A 25523-nucleotide genomic window follows, 5' to 3' on the forward strand; every position below is an offset into this window, starting at 1 on the left:
AGTTGTTTAATTGACCAGACAGGCAACGCCTTCTAAATTATCCTCAGTATTAGACGTTACGCGTCCATTAGAGATATACATATAGTAGGCATTATCATCTCCCCATTCTTCTGAGGACCAGAATACAACACCCGCGAATTTTGCATTTTGTTGAGAAATATCACCCCATTCCTGCCATAAGGCATCTGAAGGGATTTCCCGCAGGTCTTTTTCCTTAGATAAGTGATCGGTATCTGGCTGGGTATAACCCTGATTTTCACACCAACTTTTTGCATCTTGCCAGTTCATTTTTACGGTGCTAAACACATAGAATTCGGTTGGATTAAATTTTATACGCGCAATGGCTTTGTCATTTCTGGCCTGTATTGTAACCGGGCCTTTTGTCAGGAAAGTCACCAGTCCGTCCTGAGTGACGGTGGCGACGTTTTTATTACTGCTTGCCCAGATAATCTGAGATTCCGGGTTGTCCGTTTCCAGCTGAACTTCTGCGCCAACCCAGCCGGTATGCAGAATTTGATCCGGGCTGACCGTTTTACTCTGGGTGGTGCCGGGCGCGACAATATAGTCCATAAAATTAACAGAATGCGGGTTTACCGGCCCTTCGATAATATTATCGCTGTCGTCATAGGCACTCACATCCGCCACCGTAAGCGCTTCGGCGGTGCGGGGAATCCCTGTTTGCGTTTGCGGCTGGAGCGCCACGCTGATATTGCAGCCATAATCCGCCGAGGTAATGGTGTAGCTGTTAACCTGCGTTGCCAGCACGCGGGAACCTTTGGTCGGGTGATCGCAGGTCCAGACGATGGACGCCAGCGTGGCATCCGCATCTCCTTCATTATCCTGTAATTCCCACGTCAGTGTGACGATATCGCCTTCATCGAGTTCATCTGTGTCGTCGTGTTCGCTGATTTTTTTGAAATCGACTTTATTGCTCTCACCGGAATTATTTTTGATGACCGGAGGCGTGCCGTTCAGAATTCCCGTCGCTGCCGTCATGAATTCTCCGGGCTGTGGCTCCGTTGCCTCAGCCCGACAGTGTGTACTGAAGGCGAGTATTATCAGGAGAGAAAGTCCTGATAATTTAAAATATCGTGAAAACATAATTTCATCCTGATTATTTGAGCCAGAACACGCTCAGAGGATGCGAAAAGTTGAGCACTTTCGTGCTCAACTTTCGTGAAGTAACGCTTTAAATAAAACCGTTACCTTTCCGGGTTAATTATTTCCTGACTGATTTAACGGTTCTTACTGATTTCAGTAATGGTGTGTAATCAACTTTCAGGCTGTAACCCTGAACACCGTCTGCGCCCGCGGTCGCGAAGACAGAAGTGGCCCCGGCATTCGTATTAGGAATAACCAGATCTTTGCCATTCGTTGCAGCAACAGCATAACCGCCCGCAGTGCCGGTAGTGGCGCTGGTGCCTTCGAAGAACCATTTGTAGTTGTAGTTGCTGGTCGCTTCCAGTTCGCCCGCATCCCACACGCCGTTGTTGTTGGCGTCATACCAGGCTTTGAACTGGTAAGTGTGGCCAACCAGCAGTTCGCTGTTCGCCTTGCCGATCAGGTTGACGGTTGGTGCGGTCGCATCAACAATTTCTACGCCAACCTTGCCGCCGACGATCGGGCCGTTCGGTATCCCATCCGATGTATCGTTAGCACTGACGTCTTCGATGGTAATGACTTGGCCTTTTGATGGCATACCGGTCGAGGTCTGTTCGGTAATTTCTGCCCCCAGATAGCGGCCTGCATCGGTCGCCGCGATGGTATAGGAATCCTTACCGTCGTTGGCTAATGCGGTTTTATCGGCACCTTTACCGTCGCTGGTGGTAAACCATTTGATGGTGGTTTTACTGCTGTCAACATCGCCTTCTGCGTCTTTAAACGTATAATTTAACGTAATTTTATCGTTCGGAGACATGGCGGTTGTTGAACCACTTTCGTGGCCGTTCGAGAAGGAAACGCTGTGGTCTGACTGGCCTGCGTCGGTGCCTTTCAACACCGGCACGGTCCCGATCAGCTGACCGGCAGAGTCCGTCATATCAGCTAAAGCAACGTGAGAGCAGCCGGCAAATAACAGGCTGGCCAGAAGGGATTTATTAAACTTTGTCATATCAATATCACTCTGTAAGTTTGTATTCAGTTAACGTTTAAATAAATTTCGCCAGGTTTAATTGGCGGAGAGACTTTTAAGAAGCTTTGAGCCTGCATCGGAAAGCTCAAAGTCTGCTTTTAATTCAAATCCCTGAATTCCGCTTTTTCCTGCCGATGCTAATACGGTATTGGCTTGCGCATTGGTATCCGGAATAACCAGATTGTGGTTATCGGTATTACTGTTTGCATAGCCGCCTTTTTCGCCCTGTGGATTAATACCGTCAAATACCCACTTATAATTCACCAGGGAAATAATCGGTGTTTTATCTGTATCGGAAACAGTTTCCCGGTCTGTCGGATCCCATTGCCCATTTTTATTACTGTCATAGGCCACCCTGAACTGATATTCGTGACCTAATAAAAGCTGATTGCCTTTTGTTGCGGTCAGATTCACATCCGGATTTTGTGTATCCACAATGGCTGTGACGATTTCTTTATTTCCGGCATTAAAGTCCACCAAAACCTGATTTGTTTGCTGGTTTTCATGATCGGCCGGTGTGGCAATAATCGAGAAAATACCCGGCAGCGTACTGGCAATGGTTGATTTCCCTTTATCCGGAGAATTCACGTAATAAAGGCCACCGGTATTTTTATCGCAATCCTCTCTGGAGGCGTGGATTTTAATTTCATGTTCATGATTTTTATCTGCAACGGCATAAGCATGGAAATTCATGTTCAGGTTTTCGCCGGTCAGCGCCGTCGTTTCGCCCTGTAACCCGGAAACTTTCGCGCCGGTGGCCTCCAGATCGACCGTGTCTTTGCCATTTGCGTTGCGCTTCACGGCTTTATCACTTTGCGGATCGTTTTTAATCGCCAGCTGATAACTGGCCGGCGCTTCGGACACTTTAATTTTCACCACATTGGACTGCTTGCTGTCGCCTTTATCATCGCTAAAAGTCACCGCTAAATCGTATTCGTTAGCGTGCGGGTCTTTCGAGTTGACCCACGCCGGGAACGTCAGCGTCCAGTGGTTATTGTTACCGGCACTGATGTTCGATGACGGTGACAGCGCCGGTAAGCCCAGCGTATTTTCGGCAGAATATCCGCCAACTGGCACCCAGTGCGCCGATGCAATTTTGCGGTGAGATTTAATGTCCGCATTCAGCGTCCAGTGACATCCTTCGTAAGCCTGCGCCTCATCGGGGTCATCGCCCAAAATACATTGCGGCGCGGTGCTGGTCGGTTTGAGGTAGACGTCGATATCGAGATCTTTAACTTCACGGTATTCCAGTACGATATCGTTGTTGCGATCAACAAAGTCCATCCGGCTGCCCGCCAGCGTACGCATATCGGCAACCGCAGAGGCATCCAGCTGTTTCGAAAGCGGCGTGCCAATGTGGTAATCAAAACTGATATTCGCCGTGACTTCATTCTGGTCGGAATTACCTTGCTTATATCCCGCACCGATCGTCACCAAAGGCACCGGCGTGTAATCCACGCCCAGCGTCACAGAGGACGGATCTTCCTGGAGATTGTCGGTGCCAAAAAGCGCAACCTGATCGCCATAATATTGTTCATAAACCAGCGATGAACCTAATTGCGGATAAAAAGGTAAATAGGTCTGGAGCCGGACATCCCAGCCCTGAGCCGGACGTTCTTCGTAATTATCGAAGTCCTTTGACGTTTTCCACGTAGACAAAGGAATATAATAGTTTCCGCTAAGTTTTAAGAAATTCGTCCACACTTCAGAACCAAGACTTCCCCGGCGGTGACCGCGGCTGATGTCATAATCATAAAAAGCATTCACGCCGAGCATCCAGTCTTTACTGACGTTATATCGAACGCCTGCACCGATATTGGCGATATTACGGCCATCTTTGCTGTGGGCTGAAAACTGGTTAAAAATTAGCGTACTTTCACCGGCATACCAGGGAATTAAATAATCCAGTGATGAACCGTCCAGGCTGCCGTCATCGCCAACATTCAGCGTCGTTTTGATATGGCCGTAAGGCGACAACAATTGCTCCGCCTGTGACTGCACGGCCTGGGTCGCCGCGCCTTTTCCGTACTGATACAGCTGACTTTTCGCGCCTTCGACGCTGAGGTTTTGGAAACCCTGCTGAGCTTCGTTTGTTAAAATCTGTGCAGATTTATTCCCGAGAGTCTGACTAACGCTTTCATTATTACTGGCCGGGGTCTTGTCTGAAAATACATCCTGACTGCCCAGCGTTGGAAGGATGAAACCTTCTTGCGCGCAGACAGGAAAGCTCATCAAAATACAAAGTGCGACCTTTATATATTTAAATGGCGTATGTTTTTTCATAATGAATTATTGGCTTTAATAAGTTAAATCGTTGTCAAGGAATTACACCTGTCCACAAATGGACTATTTCCCTGCCCTTAATGGGTTAGAGATGTTGGCTATTATCTTTATCCTTTCGGTTTTTACAATATAAACGCGAGACAATGCTCGTGAAATAGAATATTAATGACAAACTCAATGCTGTGTTATTTGTTCCGTGAATGAATAATACGCCTATAGATTCTATTTTTGTATGTCCATAAATGGACGCATCCTCCATTATCCAGAAAGACCGCAGATCCGGGGTTCATAAACCGGTGTTTCGATTTGTTGCTAAAACAACCTATTGCTAATAGAGTCAAAGACTCATTTACGGCTGTGTGACACGCCAGAACCTTCTTCGTGAGACGTCGATTTCCATGCCTGCTCCCGCTTTGCCCGAAAGTTCGTCTTCAAAAATCACATTACGGATTCTCTCCATTCTGGTTTTCAACTTTGCTAACTACCTGACGATCGGCCTGCCGCTGGCGATTTTACCGGGGTATGTCCATGACCATCTTGGCTACAGCGCGTTCTGGGCGGGGCTGGTGATCAGCCTGCAATACTTCGCGACGTTGCTGAGCCGTCCGCACGCCGGGCGTTACGCCGATAAAGTCGGGCCAAAGCGCGTGGTGATGCTCGGGCTAAGCGGCTGCCTGCTTAGCGGCGTGTTCTATTTGCTGGCGTTATGGATGGACGCGTCACCAGCGGCCAGCCTGACGCTGTTGTGTGCCGGGCGTTTACTGCTGGGCGCGGGACAAAGTTTTGCCGGAACCGGTTCGACGCTCTGGGGCATCGGCGTGGTCGGTTCGCTGCATATCGGCAAGGTGATTTCGTGGAGCGGGGTGGTGACGTATGGCGCGATGGCGATTGGCGCGCCGCTCGGTGTGGGGATTTTCAGCCTCGGCGGCCTGGCACTGTTGTCGGTGTGCATCATTCTGGTGGCGCTGACGGCGTTACTGGTGGCGTGGCGTAAACCGCCGGTCGCGGGGAAAGCTTCGACGCAGATTCCGTTCAGCCAGGTGCTGGGGAAAATTTTGCCCTACGGCATGATGCTCGCGCTGGCCTCCACCGGTTTTGGCGTTATCGCGACCTTTATCACCCTGTTTTACGATGCTAAAAACTGGTCCGGAGCAGCGTTCTCGCTGACATTTTTCAGTGCGGCGTTTGTTGGCATGCGGTTGCTGTTTCCGAATTGCATCAATCGTTTTGGCGGCTTACGCGTCGCGCTGGCGTGCTTCGTTGTGGAAATCGCCGGGCTGATCCTGGTCTTTTTCGCGCCGACGTCGCTGGTCGCGATGGGTGGCGCATTCCTGACGGGCGCGGGGTTCTCGCTGGTCTTCCCGGCGCTCGGTGTCGTGGCGGTTAAAAAATTGCCGCAGGAAAATCAGGGCAGCGCGCTGGCGACCTATTCTGCGTTTCTCGATTTATCACTGGGAATTACCGGTCCGCTGGCGGGAATGCTGATGGCGCAGGCCGGGATTGATTCGATTTATCTGGGTTCTGCGTTGCTGGTGTTGATTGCGATGGCGCTGGTTCTGCGGCGTTTACCGCGCGAAACCAGCGCCTCCGTCAGAACAGATTAAACGCCGTGGATGCGCCCCATGTGCAGCGTATCCACCAGCTCGCCGTCGCGCAGGGCGTAGTACGGGCTGCGGCCTTCAATGCTAAAACCATACTTCTTGTAAAGCCCGATAGCGGCGTCGTTATCGGCATACACCGTCAGCTCGACGCGCTTCACCTGCAACCACTTGTCGCAGAGTTCTAGCGCCGCCGCGAGAAGTTTGCTGCCGACGCCGCGCCCCTGAAAGGCGGTATCCACGCCAATCCCGAAGGTCGCCACATGACGACGCCGCCACGGTTGCTCGACCATCAGCGTGAGATTGCCGACGAGTTTGTCGTCAATGCAGGCCACCAGTGCGAATCTTCCCGGCGCAGAGTTTGCCAGACGGTCTTCCCATAGCGAGGCGGGCGGATAAGGGAGCTGGAGAGTGTCGCTGTAAACAGGAACCTGAGCGTATAGGTGTTGAAGCGCTTCGGCGTCTCGGGCTTCTGCGTGGCGGATGACTATTTCGCTCATGGCGACACTCCTCTTTTTGTGGTTACTGTTTGAATATCCTCTACATTTATCAGGAATTGGATAAGAGTCAATCGAATGTTGGATGAAAAATAATGCTTTACAAGTGCGAATGATAATGATTATTATTGCCATGCGTTCCGGGGATGGCCTCACACCAAGGTCAAACGGGTCCCCAAGAATGCACGACATTGCTCACATTGCTTCCAGTATTACTTAGCCAGCCGGGTGCTGGCTTTTTTTTGCCTTTTTTCCTTCATATTTCCGGCTGGTAGTGCGTTGGCTGTACTCGCTCACCCCGGTCACATACTTATGTATGCTCCCGGGGATTCGTTCCCTTGCCGCCTTCTCCCAACCCGAACTATTTTGGAAAAAACCTTTTTCATCTTGCCCATAACATGAACTATTTCGAAAACAACACATCTTTTCTCTTTTCCAAATCCTTCTCATGTCTTCCGCAAATCCTTTGGATTTAATCATCTGCGTTTGTTCATATTTTTTGAACAGAGGGGTGAAGTTTTTACGCTTTCTTATTCTCAGGCGTTGACTAGACTAGAGAAAACATTGAGGAGAGTTGAACATGATCTACTTACGTCAGGCACAAGAACGCGGTCACGCAAGTCACGGCTGGCTGGAAAGCTGGCATACCTTCTCTTTCGCCGATTACTACGATGCGAACTTTATGGGCTTCTCCGCGCTGCGGGTGATCAATGAAGATTTCATCGATGCGGGGCAAGGTTTTGGTAAGCATCCGCACAAAGACATGGAAATTCTGACCTACGTGCTCGAAGGCACCGTGGAACATCAGGACAGCATGGGCAACAAAGAGCAGATTCAGGCGGGTGAGTTCCAGATTATGAGCGCCGGGACCGGTGTGACGCATTCCGAGTACAACGGAAACAGCGACCGTAAACTGCATCTTTATCAGATTTGGATCATTCCGGACAAAAAAGGTCTGGAGCCACGTTACGAACAGCGTCTGTTCGATGCGCCGCAAGGCCGCCAGCTGGTGCTTTCTCCGGATGCCCGCGACGGCTCGCTGAAAGTTTTCCAGGATATGGAGCTGTCACGCTGGGCGCTGAAAAAGGACGAACAGTCGGTTTACACGATCAAGGCTGAACGCCGCGTGTGGATCCAGGTGGTGAAAGGCACCGTGTCCATTAACGGCCAGAAAGCCGGACAGAGCGATGCACTGGCGATCTGGGATGAAACGGCGTTGTCCGTGCATGCCGATGAAGACAGCGAAATTCTGCTGTTCGATCTGCCGCCGGTCTGATGATTTCTGGCACCACGCTAAAGGCGACTCCGGTCGCCTTTTTTGTTTTTGTCCCTTAGTCCTTTTCCCCGCGTTTGCATTGCTGAATTTTTCGGCTTCGTGACGGCATTCACACCCGCAACAAATCGACCAGCAATTCTTTGACCCCCTTCGCACATTGGTTTCTGTTCTATGGAAACCGGTTTCCAAAGTGATTCAAATACCCTCAGCAAGAGAAACGGGCAGAACATAAATCATCTGGGAGTGAAGCAAAAATGAAAAGAATCATGCTTTGTTGTTCGGCGGGGATGTCGACCAGTTTGTTAGTTCGCAAAATGAAAGAGGTTGCGGAACAGCGCGGCGAAGACGTGCAGATTGATGCGTTCGGAGCCAGCGAGTTTGACGAAAAATTCCGTGATTATCAGGTGGTGTTGCTCGGGCCGCAGGTGCGTTACATGCAGGGTGATTTGTCGGCGAGAGCGGCGGAATTCAATATCCCGGTCGAAGTTATCAACATGATGGATTACGGCATGCAGCGCGGTGATAACGTGCTGGACTTCGCCTTCGGCCTGATCGCACAGGAAGGAAGCCGCGTATGAGTGGCCTTTATCAGGCGATGGTTAACGTCATCGAAAAGCACATCACGCCGCTGGCGGGCAGCGTCGGACAGCAACGGCATGTGATTGCGATCCGCGACGGTTTTATCGCCGCGCTGCCTTTCATGATTATCGGGTCGTTCATGCTGGTCTTTATTTTTCCGCCATTTTCTCCGGATACCACCAACGGTTTCGCGCGCGGCTGGCTGGATCTCTCGCTGAAATACCGCGAACAGCTGATGCTGCCGTGGTATCTGAGCATGGGCGTCATGACCTTTTTCATTTCCGTCGGTATCGGCGCGAGCCTGGGTAAATATTACAAACTCGACCCGATCATGACCGGTTTACTGGCGTTTATGGCCTTTCTGCTGGTTGCTGCGCCGTATCACGACAAACAAATTTCAACGCAATACTTCTCCGGCGAAGGCATTTTTACCGCGATCCTGACGGCGATTTATGCCGCCGAAGTCTATGCGCTGCTCAAACGCCGCAACATTACGATCCGCCTGCCAAAAGAAGTCCCGACCGGCGTGGCGCGCTCGTTTGAAATCCTGATCCCGGTGGTCGTGATTGTCGCCACGCTGCATCCGCTGAACCTGTTTATTCAGTCCACCACCGGCATGATTATTCCTGAAGCGATTATGCATCTGCTCGCACCGCTGGTTTCCGCGTCGGATTCCCTGCCGGCGATTCTCATTTCAGTGTTTATCTGTCAGGTGCTCTGGTTTGCCGGTATTCACGGCGCGCTGATTGTCACCGGCATTATGAACCCGTTCTGGATGACCAATCTGGCGCTGAACCAGACCGCGTTACAGGCGGGCGAACCGCTGCCGCACATTTATCTGCAAGGTTTCTGGGATCACTATCTGCTGATTGGCGGCGTCGGCTCGACCCTGCCGCTGGCGATTTTGCTGTTGTGCAGCAAGGCCGTGCATCTGCGGACGATTGGTAAAATGGGCGTGGTGCCGAGCTTCTTCAACATCAACGAACCGATCCTGTTCGGCACGCCGATTATCATGAATCCGGTATTTTTCCTGCCGTTCACCCTGGTGCCAATGCTCAACGCCGTTTTCGCGTATACCGCCACAAAACTCGGCTGGGTCGCGCAAGTGGTGTCGCTCACACCCTGGACAACGCCTGCGCCAATTGGTGCGTCATGGGCCGCAAACTGGGCATTCAGTCCGGTAATTATGTGCCTGTTCTGTATGGTGTTATCAGCAGTGATGTATTACCCGTTCCTGAAAGCGTACGAACGTACCTTACTCAAACAGGAAGCGGAAAAGGCCGGTGCCCAAACGGCGGGTAACGCCGTACCGGTCAACAGCTAAACGCAAAGCAACGGACAGCGAGGATGACGATGAAATACGCATTTCCAAAAGAGTTCTGGTGGGGCAGCGCCAGCTCTGCGCCGCAAACGGAAGGTGAAACCCTGAGCCACGGTAAAAGCGCGACGGTCTGGGATCACTGGTATTCGCAGCAACCGACGCGTTTCCATAACGACGTCGGCCCGCAGGACACATCGACGTTTTATAAAAACTGGCGCGAGGACATCGCGCTGCTGAAGCAGCTTAACCACAACACGTTTCGCACCTCCATTTCCTGGGCGAGGCTGATTCCGGGCGGAAAGGGCGAAGTGAACCCGGAAGCCGTGGCGTTTTATAATCAGGTGATTGACGAAATGCTGGCGCAGGGCGTACAGCCGTTTATCAACCTGTTCCATTTCGATATGCCGATGGCGATGCAGGAAATTGGCGGCTGGGAAAATCGCGACGTCGTGGAGGCTTACGCAAAATATGCCGATACCTGTTTTGCGCTGTTCGGTGACCGCGTCAAACACTGGTTCACGTTCAACGAACCGGTCGTGCCGGTGGAAGGCGGTTATTTGTATGACTTCCATTATCCGAATGTGGTGGATTTCAAGCGCGCTGCGACCGTGGCCTATCACACCATGCTGGCGCATTCGCTGGCGGTGAAAGCCTATCGTGCCCGCCAGCAGGGCGGCGAAATTGGCATCATTCTCAACCTCACGCCGTCGTATCCGCGTTCGCAAAATCCGGCAGATTTGAAAGCCGCGAACATTGCTGACCTGATGTTTAACCGCAGTTTCCTCGATCCGGCGCTGCGTGGTGAATATCCGCAGGAACTGGTGGAATTGCTGAAAAAACACGGCCAGCTTCCGGCGTGTCAGGAAGGCGATGCTGCGCTATTGCAGCAGGGCGTGGTGGATTTACTCGGCATCAATTATTACCAGCCGCGCCGTATCCAGTGCCGCGACAGCATGGTGAATCCTGAAAGTCCGTTTATGCCGGAGTGGTTCTTCGATAACTACGTGATGCCGGGCCGTAAAATGAACCCGCACCGTGGCTGGGAAATTTACGAGCAGGGGATCTACGATATCCTTACCAATCTGCGTGAAAACTACGGCAATCCGCGTTGTTTCATTTCCGAAAACGGCATGGGTGTGGAAAATGAACTGCGCTTCGAACAGACGGGCCGGATTGACGATGACTACCGTATCGGGTTTGTCAGCGGACATCTGAAATGGTTACACCGCGCATTGCAGGAAGGCAGCGGCTGTCTCGGTTACCATATGTGGACATTTATCGACTGCTGGTCATGGATGAACGCGTACAAAAACCGCTATGGTTTTGTGCAGCTGGATCTCGCCACCCAAAAACGGACGGTGAAGAAAAGCGGCGAATGGTTCGCGGACGTGTCTAAAAACAACGGTTTCGATTAACAAAGGAACGGCATGGCAAACATAAACGACGTCTCGCGGCTGGCGAACGTGTCGAAAGCGACAGTTTCCCGTGTCCTGAGTGGCAGCCGCGGAGTAAAAGAGGAAAGCCGCCTGGCTGTGATGCAGGCGGTGGAAACGCTGCAATACAAACCGAGCGTGATTGCGCAGTCGCTGTCCACGCAGTCCACCGGCTGTATCGGTGTGATTTGTGCGGCCGAAAACATCAACCAGTCCACCGGTTATCTGCACGCGCTGGAAAAAGAGTTACGGCTGAACCAGAAATATTTGCTGCTGAGATTCGCCACGGATGCGGCGGGTCTGGCGCATTCGGTTAACGAAATCGGCAGAGGATTATGCGATGCGATGATCGTGATCGGCGCGCGCTTTGAACTGCCGCCGTTGCCGGAAAACGTGATTACCATTGATTGTCTGGATGAAGACTCCGACCGCAGCATTCATTTTGACCGCAGCTTTGCCGCTGAAACCGCCTGCCAGTATGTGTTGCAGCAAGGACGCAGACAGATTGCGCTGATTAATGCAGAAAACGGCGAAACCGCCGGGCAAATCTTGCAGGGTTATCATCAGGCGCTGGAAAAATTCCTGTTACCGTACGACCGGCGGCTGGTCCACAGTGGCGAACAGGCGCTGGCGCAGCTGCTGGCGCAAAACGTTCCGTTCAACGCATTGCTGGTGCCGGACGATGCCAGCGCGCAGGACGCCCTGCGCCAGCTCGCACAACACGGACGCGCCGTGCCCGCCAGCGTGATGGTTTTCAGCCTCGACAGCACGTTGCCGCCGGGTATTTCCGCCGTTCCGGCCATCACGTATCCGCTTGAAACGCTGGCACAAACCGCCATGGCGCTGCTCGCCGGGCAATTTTCAGCGAACGCGGGCGCACCGGTGCGCGGGCAGCTTTCTATCCCTTTCTGACCCACATCTCATGTCGCGCAGCAACGGATACCCGCCTGCGCGATTGTTTGCTACCATTACGCTCTGATTCCCTTAATCCAGTTCATTGAAAAACGTGAAGAAAAAAAGGCCCGTACTCCAGGATGTTGCCGACAAAGTGGGCATCACCAAAATGACGGTCAGCCGTTATTTGCGCAATCCCGAACAAGTTTCCAGCGCCTTGCAGGAAAAGATTTCGGCTGCGCTCGATGAACTGGGTTACATCCCAAACCGCGCTCCGGATATTCTCTCGAACGCCAAAAGTCGCGCCATCGGCGTGTTATTGCCGTCACTGACCAACCAGGTGTTCGCCGAGGTGCTGCGTGGCATCGAAAGCGTCACGGATATTCACGGCTACCAGACCATGCTGGCGCACTACGGCTACAGCCAGGAGCGCGAAGAACAGCGTCTCACGTCGCTGCTTTCTTATAATATCGACGGCCTGATTTTGTCCGAACGCCATCACACGGCGCGTACGCTGAAAATGATCGAGGTGGCCGGTATTCCGGTGGTTGAGATGATGGACTGCGTCTCGCCGTGCGTGGATCTGGCGGTCGGTTTTAACAACTTCGAAGCCGCGCGGCAGATGACGCAGCAGATCATCGCGCACGGGCATCGGCATGTGGTGTATTTCGGCGCGCGTCAGGATGAGCGTACGATCATCAAACAGCAGGGTTACGAGCAGGCGATGCGTGAATCCGGGCTGGAGCCTTACAGCGTGATGACCAGCCGTTCATCCAGCTACAGCGGCGGTGCGGAATTACTGCGTCAGGCGCAAAAAGACTGGCCGCAAATCGACAGTATTTTCTGCACCAACGATGACCTCGCGGCGGGCGCATTTTTTGAATGTTTACGGCAGGGGTTGAGCATTCCGTCACAAATGGCGATTGCCGGTTTCCACGGTCACAACATGGGGCAGGCGATGGAGCCACCGCTCGCCAGCGTACTCACGCCGCGCGAAAGAATGGGGCAGATTTCCGCCGAACGCCTGCTGGCAAGATTGCGCGGCGAAGAAGTCTTTCCGAGGATGGTGGATGTAGGGTTCACCATCTCGGCAGGCGGAAGTATCTAGTCTGCATGAGCCTGGTTTACTTGCCACTTTGAATCCGGGTGGTGCTCGCCCTCCTCACGTACTGCGTGTACGCTCCGGGGCCTGCGCTCCATCCGAATCCAAATTGGCTGCGCCACCGACGGCTCAGCGGCGCAATTGATAACCAGTTACTTCTGTAATGTTTTCAAGGCCGCTACGCAGCGATCGACCACACCTTCAAACTTATGATCGATATTTACGCGCAAGACATCTGGCTCATCTTCGCCCGGTTCTTCGAGCGCATCGAACTGGCTTCTCAGTAAATCGGTCGGCATAAAATGCCCGGCGCGCGCTTTCAGGCGCTCGGCAATCACGTCAAAACTGCCTTTCATGTAGATGAACACCATGCCTTCGTTGTCTTTACGCAGCGCGTCGCGGTAGCGGCGTTTCAGCGCGGAACAGACAATAATGCCGGTTTCATTTTTATGGCGCAGGCTGTAAGCCGCATCATTCAGACGTAATAACCACGGCGCACGATCGTCGTCATTGAGCGGCGTACCGCTGGCCATCTTTTGAATATTTGCGCGGGGATGAAGATCATCACCGTCGATGAATTTTGCGTTAATTTCACGGGCCAGTGCCGCGCCGACGGTGGATTTACCGCTGCCTGACACGCCCATCAGAATGATGCTTTGTCCTGCCATAAGTATGATCTCTATCCCAAAATGAACATTTCGACTGCGTAGTGAGTCCTAATATTAGCATGTTACCGGTATCATGATACCGGTAACAAATGGAGATGTGACTAATATCACAAAGGAATGCACTGCTGTTTTAGCGGTCGCGGTCTGTACCCGTTGCACTGTTAATTCCTACAACATGTTGAAAATTAAAAACAATGCGTCACCTGTCTGGCCACGATGCCACGGTGACCGCATGAGGGGAAGAATATGCCAATAGTTATTGTAGCGGTGGGCGTTGCACTGCTGTTGTTACTTATGATCCGATTTAAGCTGAACGGCTTTATCGCGCTGATCCTGGTCGCCCTGGCGGTCGGGATTATGCAGGGTATGCCGGTCGATAAAGTTATTACGTCGATTAAAAACGGGGTAGGCGGAACGTTAGGCAGCCTGGCGCTGATCATGGGCTTCGGGGCCATGCTCGGTAAAATGCTGGCGGATTGCGGCGGCGCGCAACGTATCGCGACGACGCTTATCGAAAAATTTGGCCGCGAGCACATCCAGTGGGCCATCGTGCTGACCGGTTTTATCGTCGGTTTTGCGCTGTTCTATGAAGTCGGCTTCGTGCTGATGCTGCCGCTGGTCTTCACCGTTGCAGCAGCTGCGCGTTTGCCCCTGTTGTACGTGGGTGTGCCGATGGCTGCTGCGTTATCCGTGACTCACGGTTTCCTGCCTCCGCACCCGGGCCCGACCGCAATCGCGACCATTTTCCATGCGGACATGGGCAAAACCTTGCTGTACGGTTCGCTGCTGGCGGTACCGACGGTAATTCTGGCAGGGCCGGTGTTTGCACGATTCCTGAAAGGTATCGATAAACCGGTGCCGGAAGGTCTGTTCAACCCGAAAACCTTTACTGAAGAAGAGATGCCAAGCTTTGGCGTGAGCGTCGCGACTTCTCTGGTGCCGGTGATTCTGATGGCATTCCGCGCGGTCTGCGAAATGATCCTGCCGAAAGGCCATCCGGTTCTGGCGTACGCTGAGTTCTTCGGTGACCCGGTGATGGCAACGCTTATCGCGGTGCTGATCGCCATCTTCACCTTCGGCCTGAACCGTGGCCGTAAGATGGAAGACGTCATGGCAACCGTGACCGATTCCATCAAAATCATCGCGATGATGCTGTTAATTATCGGCGGTGGCGGTGCGTTCAAGCAGGTTCTGGTCGACAGCGGTATTGAGAAATACATTGCAGCCCTGATGGATGGCAGCAACTTATCTCCGATCCTGCTGGCCTGGTCTATTGCCGCCGTTTTACGTCTCGCGCTGGGTTCCGCAACCGTTGCGGCGATCACCGCAGGCGGTATCGCGGCTCCGTTGATTGCGACCACCGGCGTCAGCCCTGAGCTGATGGTGATCGCGGTCGGTTCCGGGAGCGTTATTTTCTCTCACGTTAATGACCCGGGTTTCTGGTTGTTTAAGGAATACTTCAACCTGAGCATCGTCGAAACCTTCAAATCCTGGTCTGTACTGGAAACCATTATTTCCGTGTGCGGCCTGGTGGGATGCCTGTTGCTGTCGATGGTTGTTTGATACGTATTCATCCTTGATATAAAACAAAAACAGCGAGCCATTGGGTTCGCTGTTTTTGTTTGTGACGAGAAATTCCTCGCGTTGAACTCTTACCCTGTGAGAGTATTATCACGCCATCTTGAGTCAGGGAATGAGTCATATGGAATATCTGGAGTTTATAGAAACCCCGACATTTAGTCGTAAATGCAAAGCGCTGCTTTCTGAGGATGAATATCGTCTTTTTCAGGAATACCTGACGCACTACCCGGATGCAGGAGCATTGATAGTCGGCACGGGTGGATGTAGAAAGATTCGTTGGGCTCAGCAAGGACGCGGAAAGAGTGCAGGGGTGCGGGTCATTTATTATTATTTTTGCTCCGACGGGCAGATCTTTATGTTGCTGGTCTATCCAAAGAGCGAGAAAGATTCGTTAACAGAAAACGAAAAATCAATTTTGAAAAGTATTGTGCAAAGTCTGTCGTGAAATAGGAGATGGACCATGAATAAAGAATTATTCGATGAGTTGCGTCAGTCGGCCGAAGAGATGGTTGCCATACGCGAAGGCGTGATGTCGCCTGCACATATCACGCGCGTCGCCATGCCCGAAGTGAAACAGATCCGCACCAAAGCTGGTGTTAAACAGGATGAATTTGCGCGGCTGCTCGGCGTTTCGCCTTCGCTGGTTCAGGCGTGGGAACAGCAAAAACGGTTGCCGAATGGCGCTGCATTGAAGTTATTGAAAATGCTGGAACTGAATCCGCAGATTATCCATACCCTGAAAACGATTTAACGGCGACACAAAAAAGGCGAGCCATCTGGCTCGCCTTTGTTTTTTCACGCACCCACTAAATCTTCAAATACGCCCTGATCCCGTCGAGGAACATCTGTGTGGAAAGCATGACCAGAATCAGGCCCATCAGGCGTTCGAGGGCGCTGACGCCTTTGTCGCCGAGCAGGCGCAGGAACAGATTCGACAGCAGAAGAATGGCCATTGATAAACCCCAGGCGATGAACAGGGCCAGCGTGAGGTGGCTCATCTGATTCGGATACTGGTGCGAAAGCAGCATCAGGGTGGCGAGAATCGACGGGCCGGCGACCAGCGGGATCGCCATCGGCACGAGGAACGGTTCCTCACCGGCAGGCAGGCCGCTGCTGCTTTTCTCTTCCGACGGGAAAATCATTTTGATGGCAATCAGGAACAGAATGATGCCGCCGGAAATCGACACGGTTTCCGTACGCAAATTCAGGAACGACAGAATTTTTTCCCCGGCGAACAGGAAAATCAGCATCAGGATCAGGGCAATCAGCATTTCGCGGATCAGCACCACGCGGCGGCGTTTCGGATCAAGATGTTTTAGCACCGACATAAAAATCGGTAAGTTGCCCAGCGGATCCATAATTAAAAACAGCAAAATGGTTGCTGAAATCATTTCGGTCATGACTACCTCAGAATGATGAAATTCGGGTTAAAAACGCTTGTTATAAGTTGTGCTGCTATTAATGGCGGCACTATTGATTAAATTCACTTGCCACTTTTAGTACATTTTGTAAGGTGGTAGACCAGCGCGTTAACAGAGCATGGCGCATCATAAAAAGGCGCCAACGTAGTGCAAAAACGCGCATTAAGCTTTTTAAGCCGTTATCACCCTCAGGGCAGGACAGATATTATGAAAAATGTAGGTTTCGTTGGCTGGCGTGGAATGGTCGGTTCTGTACTCATGCAACGCATGATTGAAGAACGCGATTTCGACGCTATCCGTCCGGTATTCTTCTCCACCTCTCAGCACGGTCAGGCCGCGCCTTCTTTCACGGGGCAGTCTGGTACTTTGCAGGATGCCTATGATCTGGACGCACTGAGTGCGCTGGACATTATCATCACCTGTCAGGGCGGCGATTATACCAATGAAATCTACCCGAAGCTGCGTGAAATCGGTTGGTCTGGCTACTGGATTGACGCAGCATCCTCTCTGAGAATGGAAGATGACGCGATAATCATCCTCGACCCGGTCAACAGCGCGGTGATCCATCAGGGTATCGACAAAGGCATCAAAACCTTTGTGGGCGGTAACTGTACCGTCAGCCTGATGCTGATGTCCCTTGGCGGTTTGTTCGCCAATGACCTGATTGAATGGGCGTCAGTTGCCACCTATCAGGCCGCTTCCGGCGGCGGTGCGCGCCACATGCGCGAACTGCTGACCCAAATGGGCATGTTGCATAACAGCGTCGCGAAAGAACTGGAAAACCCGGCTTCTGCCATTCTGGATATCGAACGTAAAGTCACGGCGCTGACCCGCAGTGGCACGCTGCCGGCTGACAACTTTGGTGTTCCGCTGGCGGGCGGTCTGATCCCGTGGATCGACAAACAGCTCGATAACGGCCAGACCAAAGAAGAGTGGAAAGGCCAGGCGGAAACCAACAAAATTCTCGGCACCTCCAGCATCATTCCGGTGGATGGCCTGTGCGTCCGCATCGGTGCGCTGCGCTGCCACAGCCAGGCGTTCACGCTGAAGCTGAAAAAAGACGTGTCGATTCCAGAAATCGAACAAATTCTGGCTTCGCATAACGACTGGGTTCGCGTCATCCCGAACGACCGCGAATTGTCGATGCGTGAACTGACGCCTGCGGCAGTGACCGGCACCATGAATACCCCGGTGGGTCGTCTGCGTAAACTGAATATGGGCCCGCAATATCTGTCTGCGTTCACCGTCGGTGACCAGCTGCTGTGGGGCGCGGCAGAGCCACTGCGCCGCATGTTAAGAATTTTGCTCTAAAGGCATAATTACCCTGATTTCATCCCAACGGGACACCAGCACGGTGTCCCGTTTTTATTTCTGTCTTCAATCACTTCACCGTTAAACCGCATTTTCCCAGCGCAACCCTCTGAATTTCATTTTGCGAAAAATTCATCGGCTTCTGCCCACTGATTTACCGAACCTTTGTCTATGCTTAGTAGAAGAGCTCTGCCTCTTTGAGAAGCTGAAACAGAAACTTATTTGGAAATTGTGAACATAAGCGCCATCGCGCATTTTTTGGCAAAACGAAATCACGCCAGATCACAAAGTGACAGGAAAAAGGGGAGCACACTGGGATCACGTTTCGTATTGAATACCTGAATGATTTTATTGGATTTATTGATTTAATTAATCATAGGACGAAATTCATGTCTGTACTTCCCGATCAGCACGTCATTAATCAAATTATATCTGGCCATTACGCTGATCCTTTTTCTCTTTTGGGAATGCATTCCGTGAGCGCCGGGCTGGAAGTTCGTGCGCTGTTGCCGGATGCCGATCAGGTCTGGGTCATTGATGTAGAAAAAGGTAAGCAGGTCGCAGAACTGCGTCGTTATGACGATCGCGGTTTTTTTGTCGGCCTTATTCCCCGTCGTAAAAATGCCTTCCGTTACAAGCTGGAAGTGCGCTGGGGCGAGAATCTTCATGTGATTGACGACCCGTACCGCTTCGGCACGTTGTTGCAGGAACTGGATATCTGGCTGCTGGCGGAAGGGACACACCTGCGGCCCTACGAAAAACTCGGTGCGCATCCGCAAACGCTCGACGATGTCGATGGCGTCAGTTTTGCTGTCTGGGCACCGAACGCGACGCGCGTTTCTGTCGTCGGTGAATTCAACTTCTGGGACGGTCGCCGCCATCCGATGCGTCAGCGTCGTGAAAACGGCATCTGGGAGCTGTTCATTCCGGCCGTTCACGAAGGCCAGCTGTATAAATTCGAAATTATCGACTGCCGCGGCAATATTACCCTGCGCGCCGACCCGTACGCATTTGAAGCCCAGATGCGCCCGGACACCGCGTCCTGCGTGCGAAAAATCCCGGACGTTGTGCCTTTTTCAGAAACCAGAAAGAGAGCCAACGCGCTGAATCAGCCGGTTTCGGTGTACGAAGTTCACCTGGGTTCGTGGCGGCGTCATACTGACGATAATTTCTGGCTGAGCTACGGCGAGCTGGCAGAACAGCTGGTCTCTTACGCCAAATGGATGGGCTTTACGCACATAGAACTGATGCCGGTTAATGAGCATCCGTTCGACGGCAGCTGGGGCTACCAGCCGCTGGGCATGTACGCGCCGACCCGCAGGTTTGGCACGCCGATGGATTTCAAAGCCTTCGTTGATGCCGCACACGACGCCGGTCTGAACGTGATCCTCGACTGGGTGCCGGGGCATTTCCCGAGCGATTCCCACGGTCTGGCAGAGTTTGACGGCACCGCGCTGTATGAATACGCCGATCCGCGCGAAGGTTACCATCAGGACTGGAACACGTTGATTTATAACTATGGCCGCCACGAAGTGCGTAACTATCTGGCGGGGAATGGTTTTTACTGGATTGAACGTTTCGGCATTGATGGCCTGCGCGTCGATGCCGTGGCCTCCATGATTTACCGTGATTACAGCCGCAAAGCCGGAGAGTGGATCCCGAACTATTACGGTGGCCGCGAAAATCTCGAGGCGATTGCCTTCCTGAAATATACCAACCAGACCATCGGGCGCGAACTGGGTGGTGCGGTGACGTTAGCGGAAGAATCGACGGATTATCCCGGCGTCACCATGCCGCCGGATGCCAACGGGCTGGGCTTCCATTACAAATGGAATCTGGGCTGGATGCATGATTCGCTCCAGTACATGCAGCTGGATCCGGTTCACCGCAAATACCACCACAATCTCATGACGTTCGGCGTGCTTTACGCCTACAGCGAGAATTTCATTCTGCCGCTTTCGCATGACGAAGTGGTTCATGGCAAAAAATCCCTGCTCGACAGAATGCCCGGCGATACCTGGCAGAAGTTCGCCAACCTGCGCGCGTATTACGGTTTCATGTGGGCGCATCCGGGCAAAAAATTGCTGTTCATGGGCGGTGAATTTGCACAGGGGCGCGAGTGGAATTTCGACGCCAGCCTCGACTGGCATCTGCTGGATGACCCGACCGGCTGGCACAGCGGCGTTCAGCATCTGGTGCGTGACTTGAATCTGACCTATCAGGCCAACGCGCCGCTGTATGAGCTCGATTACAACCCGCGCGGCTTTGAATGGCTGGTGGTCGATGACCATGAGAACTCCATTTTTGCCTTTGCGCGCCGCGACGAAAACGGCGGCGAAGTGATTGTTATCAGCAACTTTACGCCGGTGCCGCGCGAACACTACCGGATTGGCATCACCCGTCCGGGGCGTTATCACGAAATTCTCAATACTGATTCGCACTTCTACCGTGGCAGCAACGTCGGGAACTGCGGTGACGTTTACAGTGAAAACATCGGCCATCATCAGCGTGAGCATTCGATCAGCGTCACCATTCCGCCGCTGGCGACCGTCTATTTGCGAAGAGAAGAGGCGTAATGAAACAGCTCGAAACCGGTCAGGCCGCGCCATTTGGCGCACATCTCAGAGATAAAGGCGTGAATTTTTGCCTGTACTCCGCGCATGCGGAAAAAGTGGAGTTATGTCTTTTTGATGAGACCGGCAGCGAGCAGCATCTGCCTTTACCGGGCCGGACCGGCAATTTGTGGCACGGCTTTTTGCCAGAAGCGAAAGCCGGGCTGCGTTACGGTTACCGCGTTTACGGGCCTTTTGATCCGCAAAGCGGCCACCGCTTTAACCCGAAAAAAGTGCTGATTGACCCCAGTGCGCGGGCGATTGACGGCGTGCTTCTGGATAACGCGCGGTTCACCGGCGGCACCGATGCGCCGGACGATAAGGACAGCGCCGTGGTGGCACCGAAATCGGTGGTCGTCGCCGGTAAGTTTGACTGGGAAGACGACAAACCGCCCGCCACGCCGTGGGGTGAAACTGTGATTTACGAAGCGCATGTGCGCGGGCTGACGCGCCAGCATCCGCGTATTCCGGCAGCCATCCGCGGCACTTACGCCGGGCTGGCGCATCCGGTCATGCTCGAATATTTGCAGCATCTGGGTGTCACGGCCATTGAGTTATTGCCGGTTCAGCATCATGCCGACGAACCGCGTCTGCAACGTCTCGGCCTGAGCAATTACTGGGGCTATAACGTGCTGGCGCCTTGTGCGGTTGAACAAAGTTATGCCAGCGGGCTGGGCGGCGTGTCGGCGCTGAGCGAATTCAAATCCGCGGTGAAAGCGCTGCATCAGGCGGGCATAGAAGTGATCCTCGACGTGGTGTTCAACCACAGCGCGGAGCTGGATATCGACGGGCCGTTTATTTCGTTTCGCGGTATCGACAATGCCAGCTGGTACTGGCTCAACGACGATGGCTCGGACAACAACATGACCGGCTGCGGCAACGCGATGCGCCTGACAAATGACGAAGTGATCGCCTGGACGCTCGATTGCCTGCATTACTGGGTACGCGAATGTCACGTTGACGGTTTCCGTTTTGATCTGGCGACGCTTCTCGGCAGAACGCCGGAGTTCACCGCGCAATCGCCGCTTTTCGAGGCGATTAAGCAGGACGCTGTCCTTTCAAACATCAAACTGATTGCTGAGCCCTGGGACATCGGCACCGGCGGCTATCAGCTCGGGAAGTTCCCGGCACCTTTCGCCGAATGGAGCGACATCTGGCGTGATGAAATGCGTCAGTTCTGGCTGCACGGCGATATCTCCATCGGGCAGTTTGCGGGGCGTATCGCGGCGTCGGCGGACACATTCAATCCCGCGCAGCGCGAACCTTACGCCAGCATCAACATGCTGACCGCGCACGACGGTTTTACGCTGCGCGATTTAGTGAGCTTTAACCAGAAACATAACCAGGTCAACGGCGAGGAAAACCGCGACGGTCATAACGAAAATTTCAGCCAGAACCACGGCGAGGAAGGGCTGGAGGCGTCTGCCGACGTATTGCGACAACGCCGTCTCAGCCAGCGGGCATTGCTGGCGACGCTGTTTCTGTCACAGGGCACGCCGATGTTGCTGGCCGGTGACGAACAAGGCAACAGCCAGCAGGGAAACAATAACGCCTATTGCCAGGACAATCCGCTGACCTGGCTCGATTGGGAAAATGCCGACGAAGGCCTGATGGCCTATGTCTCCGCGCTGATTGCGCTGCGCCGGAAAATTCCTGCGCTGACGCAAAACCGGTGGTGGCAGGACGGCGGAGATGACGTGCAATGGTTGAATCAGCAGGGGCAACCGATGAGTACCGGCGACTGGGAGCAGGGGCCGCAGCAATGGCTGCAAATCTGCCTGTCGCGACGCTGGTTGTTGATCGTGAATGCCTCACTGCATGAGGTTGATCTGCATCTGCCGCCGGGAAACTGGCAGCCAGTTGCGCCGTTCAACAGCGTGCTTTTTGATGAGGAACCCCGGCGCGTCATGGAAGGCTCGCAATGGCGGGCAGCAGCAAAAACCCTCTGTGTCCTACAAGATTTTACTCCACAGAGCCGGTAACTATAAAAACGAAGGAGTCAGATATGGCGACATTAGATAATCGGGACCCGGTCATGCTGGCGCGACAATTGCCGCTGAAATCCGTGGCATTGATTCTGGCCGGGGGACGGGGCTCAAGGCTGAAAGATTTGACCTCTACCCGGGCAAAGCCCGCCGTCCACTTTGGCGGGAAATTCCGCATCATTGATTTTGCCCTGTCGAATTGCCTGAATTCAGGGATCCGCCGTATCGGCGTGATCACACAATATCAGTCACATACGCTGGTTCAGCACATCCAGCGAGGCTGGTCTTTCCTCAATGAAGAAATGAACGAATTTGTGGATTTACTTCCGGCGCAGCAACGCCACAGCACCGAACACTGGTACAAAGGCACCGCCGATGCGGTGTATCAGAATCTGGATATTATCCGCCGCTATGACGCCGAGTTTGTGGTGATTCTGGCCGGGGATCATATCTACAAAATGGACTACTCGCGGATGCTCATCGACCACGTACAGAAGGGCGGAGAATGCACCGTCGCCTGCCTTGAAGTACCGATTTCTGAAGCCAGTGAATTTGGCGTGATGGGCGTGACGGAGGATTACCAGATCACCAGTTTCGTCGAGAAACCGAAAGATCCGCCGCCGATGCCGGGTAATCCGGACATGGCGCTGGCGAGCATGGGCATCTACATTTTCAATGCAGACTATCTTTTCCGCATGCTTGAAGAAGACATGGCGAGCGAGGAATCCAGCCATGATTTCGGGAAAGATCTGATCCCGAAACTGACCCGTCAGGGCGTGGCGCGCGCGCATCCGTTCGGCCTGTCCTGCGTGACGCAAAACGACGAGCTGACGCCGTACTGGCGGGACGTGGGCACGCTCGACGCCTACTGGCGCGCGAATCTGGATTTGGCATCGGTGACGCCGGAACTGGATATGTACGACCGCAACTGGCCTATCCGCACTCACATGGAACCGCTGCCGCCCGCCAAATTTGTGCAAGACCGGTCGGGCAGTCACGGTATGACCATGAACTCGCTGGTGGCCGGTGGCGTGATTGTTTCAGGCTCGGTGGTGGTGCATTCCGTGCTGTTCCCGCGGGTGCGCATCAACTCTTTCTGCAATATTGATTCGACGATTATTTTGCCGGATGTGAATGTGGGACGTTCCTGTCGTTTACGCAAATGTGTGATTGACCGCGCCTGCCAGATCCCGGAAGGCATGGTGATTGGTGAGAATGCCGATGAAGACAGCCGTCGTTTTTACCGTTCGGAAGAGGGCGTTGTACTGGTGACGCGCGCGATGCTGGCGAAACTATAAAGACACGTTAGAGAGCAGTATTTTTCGTCATCCCGGTGAAGACCGGGATGACCGGGATAATCAGGAGCGCGAATGCAGGTTTTACATGTTTGTTCCGAGCTGTTTCCGCTGTTAAAAACGGGCGGCCTTGCGGATGTTGCGGGGGCATTGCCCGCCGCTCAGATTGCGGAAGGCGCTGACGTCCGCGTGCTCATTCCGGCTTTCCCCGATATCAAAAAAGGGCTGGGAGAGACGAAGGTCATCGGCACGCTGGCGACCTTCGCCGGGCATGTCACCCTTTCACTGGGCTATTTTGACGGCGTGGGCATTTACATCATTGATGTGCCCGGTTTGTACGACCGCCCCGGCAGCCCGTATCACGATCAGTCATCTTTCGCTTATCCGGATAACCATCTGCGTTTTGCCTTGCTGAGCTGGATGGCGTGCGAACTGGCGCTGGGTTTTGACCCGCACTGGCAACCGAATATTGTGCATTCTCACGACTGGCACGCCGGGCTGGCGTCGGCGTATATCCGCGCCCGCAACGCGCCGGTGCGCACCGTTTTCACCGTACATAATCTGGCATTCCAGGGGTTGTTTGGCGCGCATCACATCGATGAGCTTTACCTCCCGCGTGAATTCTTCCAGATGCACGGGCTGGAGTTCTACGGCCAGATTTCCTACCTGAAAGCCGGGCTGTATTACTCTGATCACGTGACGACCGTCAGCCCGACGTACGCCAAAGAAATCACGCGTCCGGAATTTGGTTACGGCATGGAATCCCTGTTGCAGGAACTTGAAATACAGGGGCGCCTGACCGGTATCCTCAACGGCGTCGATGACGCCATCTGGCAGCCGCGCGATGACGTGCTGCTTTCTGCCCGTTATGACGCCGACGATTTACGTTCCAAAGCCATCAATAAAGCCTATCTGCAACGCGCGATGGGGCTGGATGTGGACGATTCGCGGCTGGTTTTTGCCGTAGTCAGCCGTCTGACCAGCCAGAAAGGGCTGGATCTGGTGCTGGAAGCTTTGCCCGATTTACTCGAGCGTGGCGGCCAGCTTGCGCTGCTGGGCGCAGGCGATGCCGTGTTGCAACAGGCGTTTCTGGCGGCCGCGGCGGACAACCCGGGCCAGGTCGGCGTGCAGCTTGGTTATCACGAAGCGTTTTCCCACCGCATTATCGGCGGGGCCGACGTCATCATGGTGCCGAGCCGGTTTGAGCCGTGCGGATTAACCCAACTTTACGGACTGAAATACGGCACGTTGCCGCTGGTGCGCCGGACCGGCGGGCTGGCGGATACGGTCGTGGATTGTGCGCTGGAAAATCTGGCCGACGGAACAGCCAGTGGTTTTGTCTTTGAAGAAGCAACGGGGAAATCGCTGGGAAATGCGATCCGCCGGGCCTTTGTTTTGTGGAGCCGTCCTAAGCACTGGCGACACGTCCAACAACACGCCATGGGTATTGATTTCGGCTGGAAGGTGGCAGCGCAGGAGTATCTCACGCTGTACAACCGTCTGTTGTCCTGAACCCTGAACATAGCTAACCAGATC

Annotated in this window: 21 protein-coding genes; 15 read left to right on the plus strand and 6 right to left on the minus strand. The window is 53.5% G+C overall.

Annotated features, from left to right (window positions below; genetic code table 11):
• Positions 1-6 precede the first annotated feature (6 nt).
• The 3 genes from KWG64_RS12305 to KWG64_RS12315 form a co-directional block, all read right to left on the minus strand.
• Positions 7-996: an Ig-like domain-containing protein gene (locus tag KWG64_RS12305; protein WP_218522045.1), complete on the minus strand. Its 990-nt coding sequence runs from the start codon at positions 994-996 to the stop codon at positions 7-9.
• 223 nt (positions 997-1219) lie between these two features.
• A complete protein-coding gene (locus KWG64_RS12310; protein ID WP_218522046.1) occupies positions 1220-2110 on the minus strand; it encodes a SinI family autotransporter-associated protein in 891 nt (296 codons plus the stop codon).
• Between the two features lie 57 nt (positions 2111-2167).
• Positions 2168-4363 carry an inverse autotransporter beta domain-containing protein gene (locus KWG64_RS12315; protein ID WP_255562180.1) on the minus strand — a complete coding sequence of 732 codons (2196 nt, stop codon included), beginning with the start codon at positions 4361-4363 and terminating at the stop codon, positions 2168-2170.
• A 449-nt stretch (positions 4364-4812) separates the two neighbouring features.
• Here KWG64_RS12315 and KWG64_RS12320 point away from each other — a divergent pair, with 449 nt between their 5' ends.
• Positions 4813-6018, plus strand: coding sequence for an MFS transporter (locus KWG64_RS12320; RefSeq protein WP_218522048.1), 1206 nt, complete (start codon positions 4813-4815; stop codon positions 6016-6018).
• Here KWG64_RS12320 and KWG64_RS12325 read toward each other — a convergent pair.
• Positions 6015-6512 (minus strand): GNAT family N-acetyltransferase, encoded by a 498-nt coding sequence (locus KWG64_RS12325; RefSeq protein WP_218522049.1) that lies wholly within the window; start codon positions 6510-6512, stop codon positions 6015-6017. The two genes, KWG64_RS12320 and KWG64_RS12325, sit on opposite strands and share 4 nt — an antisense overlap.
• Before the next feature lie 577 nt (positions 6513-7089).
• Between KWG64_RS12325 and KWG64_RS12330 the strand changes: the two genes are divergently transcribed.
• The 6 genes from KWG64_RS12330 to gntR all read left to right on the plus strand — a co-directional run bounded on the left by KWG64_RS12330 (position 7090) and on the right by gntR (position 13120).
• Positions 7090-7785, plus strand: coding sequence for a pirin family protein (locus KWG64_RS12330; protein WP_218522050.1), 696 nt, complete (start codon positions 7090-7092; stop codon positions 7783-7785).
• A 254-nt stretch (positions 7786-8039) separates the two neighbouring features.
• Complete coding sequence (locus tag KWG64_RS12335; protein ID WP_218522051.1) at positions 8040-8363, plus strand: PTS sugar transporter subunit IIB; 324 nt, start codon at positions 8040-8042, stop codon at positions 8361-8363.
• A complete protein-coding gene (locus KWG64_RS12340) occupies positions 8360-9688 on the plus strand; it encodes a PTS sugar transporter subunit IIC (protein ID WP_101077531.1) in 1329 nt (442 codons plus the stop codon). Before KWG64_RS12335 ends, KWG64_RS12340 begins: the two co-directional genes overlap by 4 nt.
• A 29-nt stretch (positions 9689-9717) precedes the next feature.
• Positions 9718-11100, plus strand: coding sequence for a glycoside hydrolase family 1 protein (locus tag KWG64_RS12345; protein ID WP_218522052.1), 1383 nt, complete (start codon positions 9718-9720; stop codon positions 11098-11100).
• Between the two features lie 12 nt (positions 11101-11112).
• The gene (locus tag KWG64_RS12350; protein WP_195825375.1) at positions 11113-12030 is read left to right on the plus strand and encodes a LacI family DNA-binding transcriptional regulator; all 918 of its coding nucleotides are present in this window, start codon (positions 11113-11115) and stop codon (positions 12028-12030) included.
• A 94-nt stretch (positions 12031-12124) separates the two neighbouring features.
• Complete coding sequence (gntR, locus tag KWG64_RS12355) at positions 12125-13120, plus strand: gluconate operon transcriptional repressor GntR (RefSeq protein ID WP_152327569.1); 996 nt, start codon at positions 12125-12127, stop codon at positions 13118-13120.
• 146 nt (positions 13121-13266) lie between these two features.
• Here gntR and KWG64_RS12360 read toward each other — a convergent pair whose 3' ends face one another.
• Entirely contained in the window at positions 13267-13782 is a 516-nt protein-coding gene (locus KWG64_RS12360; protein WP_152327568.1) for a gluconokinase, read from the minus strand.
• A 246-nt stretch (positions 13783-14028) separates the two neighbouring features.
• Between KWG64_RS12360 and gntT the strand changes: the two genes are divergently transcribed.
• The 3 genes from gntT (at position 14029) to nadS (ending at position 16114) form a co-directional block, all read left to right on the plus strand.
• Complete coding sequence (gntT, locus tag KWG64_RS12365; RefSeq protein WP_195814801.1) at positions 14029-15345, plus strand: gluconate transporter; 1317 nt, start codon at positions 14029-14031, stop codon at positions 15343-15345.
• A gap of 139 nt (positions 15346-15484) precedes the next feature.
• Positions 15485-15808, plus strand: coding sequence for a type II toxin-antitoxin system RelE/ParE family toxin (locus KWG64_RS12370; RefSeq protein ID WP_218522053.1), 324 nt, complete (start codon positions 15485-15487; stop codon positions 15806-15808).
• Positions 15809-15823: 15 nt separating this feature from the next.
• On the plus strand, positions 15824-16114 hold the full coding sequence (gene nadS / locus KWG64_RS12375; protein ID WP_218522054.1) for a NadS family protein: 291 nt from the start codon (positions 15824-15826) through the stop codon (positions 16112-16114).
• Positions 16115-16169: 55 nt separating this feature from the next.
• On the opposite strand, the gene KWG64_RS12380 is transcribed toward nadS, so the two are convergent.
• Positions 16170-16763, minus strand: coding sequence for a YhgN family NAAT transporter (locus KWG64_RS12380; protein WP_095923864.1), 594 nt, complete (start codon positions 16761-16763; stop codon positions 16170-16172).
• Between the two features lie 228 nt (positions 16764-16991).
• Here KWG64_RS12380 and asd point away from each other — a divergent pair, with 228 nt between their 5' ends.
• From asd to glgA, 5 genes are all read left to right on the plus strand, one after another.
• Positions 16992-18095 (plus strand): aspartate-semialdehyde dehydrogenase, encoded by a 1104-nt coding sequence (gene asd / locus KWG64_RS12385; protein ID WP_218522055.1) that lies wholly within the window; start codon positions 16992-16994, stop codon positions 18093-18095.
• Positions 18096-18484: 389 nt separating this feature from the next.
• Complete coding sequence (gene glgB / locus KWG64_RS12390; RefSeq protein WP_218522056.1) at positions 18485-20671, plus strand: 1,4-alpha-glucan branching enzyme; 2187 nt, start codon at positions 18485-18487, stop codon at positions 20669-20671.
• Positions 20671-22689, plus strand: a complete 2019-nt coding sequence (glgX, locus tag KWG64_RS12395) for a glycogen debranching protein GlgX (RefSeq protein ID WP_218522057.1) — start codon at positions 20671-20673, stop codon at positions 22687-22689. Before glgB ends, glgX begins: the two co-directional genes overlap by 1 nt.
• Before the next feature lie 23 nt (positions 22690-22712).
• Positions 22713-23990 (plus strand): glucose-1-phosphate adenylyltransferase, encoded by a 1278-nt coding sequence (glgC, locus tag KWG64_RS12400; protein WP_195825380.1) that lies wholly within the window; start codon positions 22713-22715, stop codon positions 23988-23990.
• A gap of 72 nt (positions 23991-24062) precedes the next feature.
• The gene (glgA, locus tag KWG64_RS12405) at positions 24063-25499 is read left to right on the plus strand and encodes a glycogen synthase GlgA (RefSeq protein WP_152327562.1); all 1437 of its coding nucleotides are present in this window, start codon (positions 24063-24065) and stop codon (positions 25497-25499) included.
• Positions 25500-25523 lie beyond the last annotated feature (24 nt).

The organism is Rahnella sp. PD12R (genome assembly GCF_019200965.1).
Lineage (GTDB): Bacteria > Pseudomonadota > Gammaproteobacteria > Enterobacterales > Enterobacteriaceae > Rahnella > Rahnella laticis.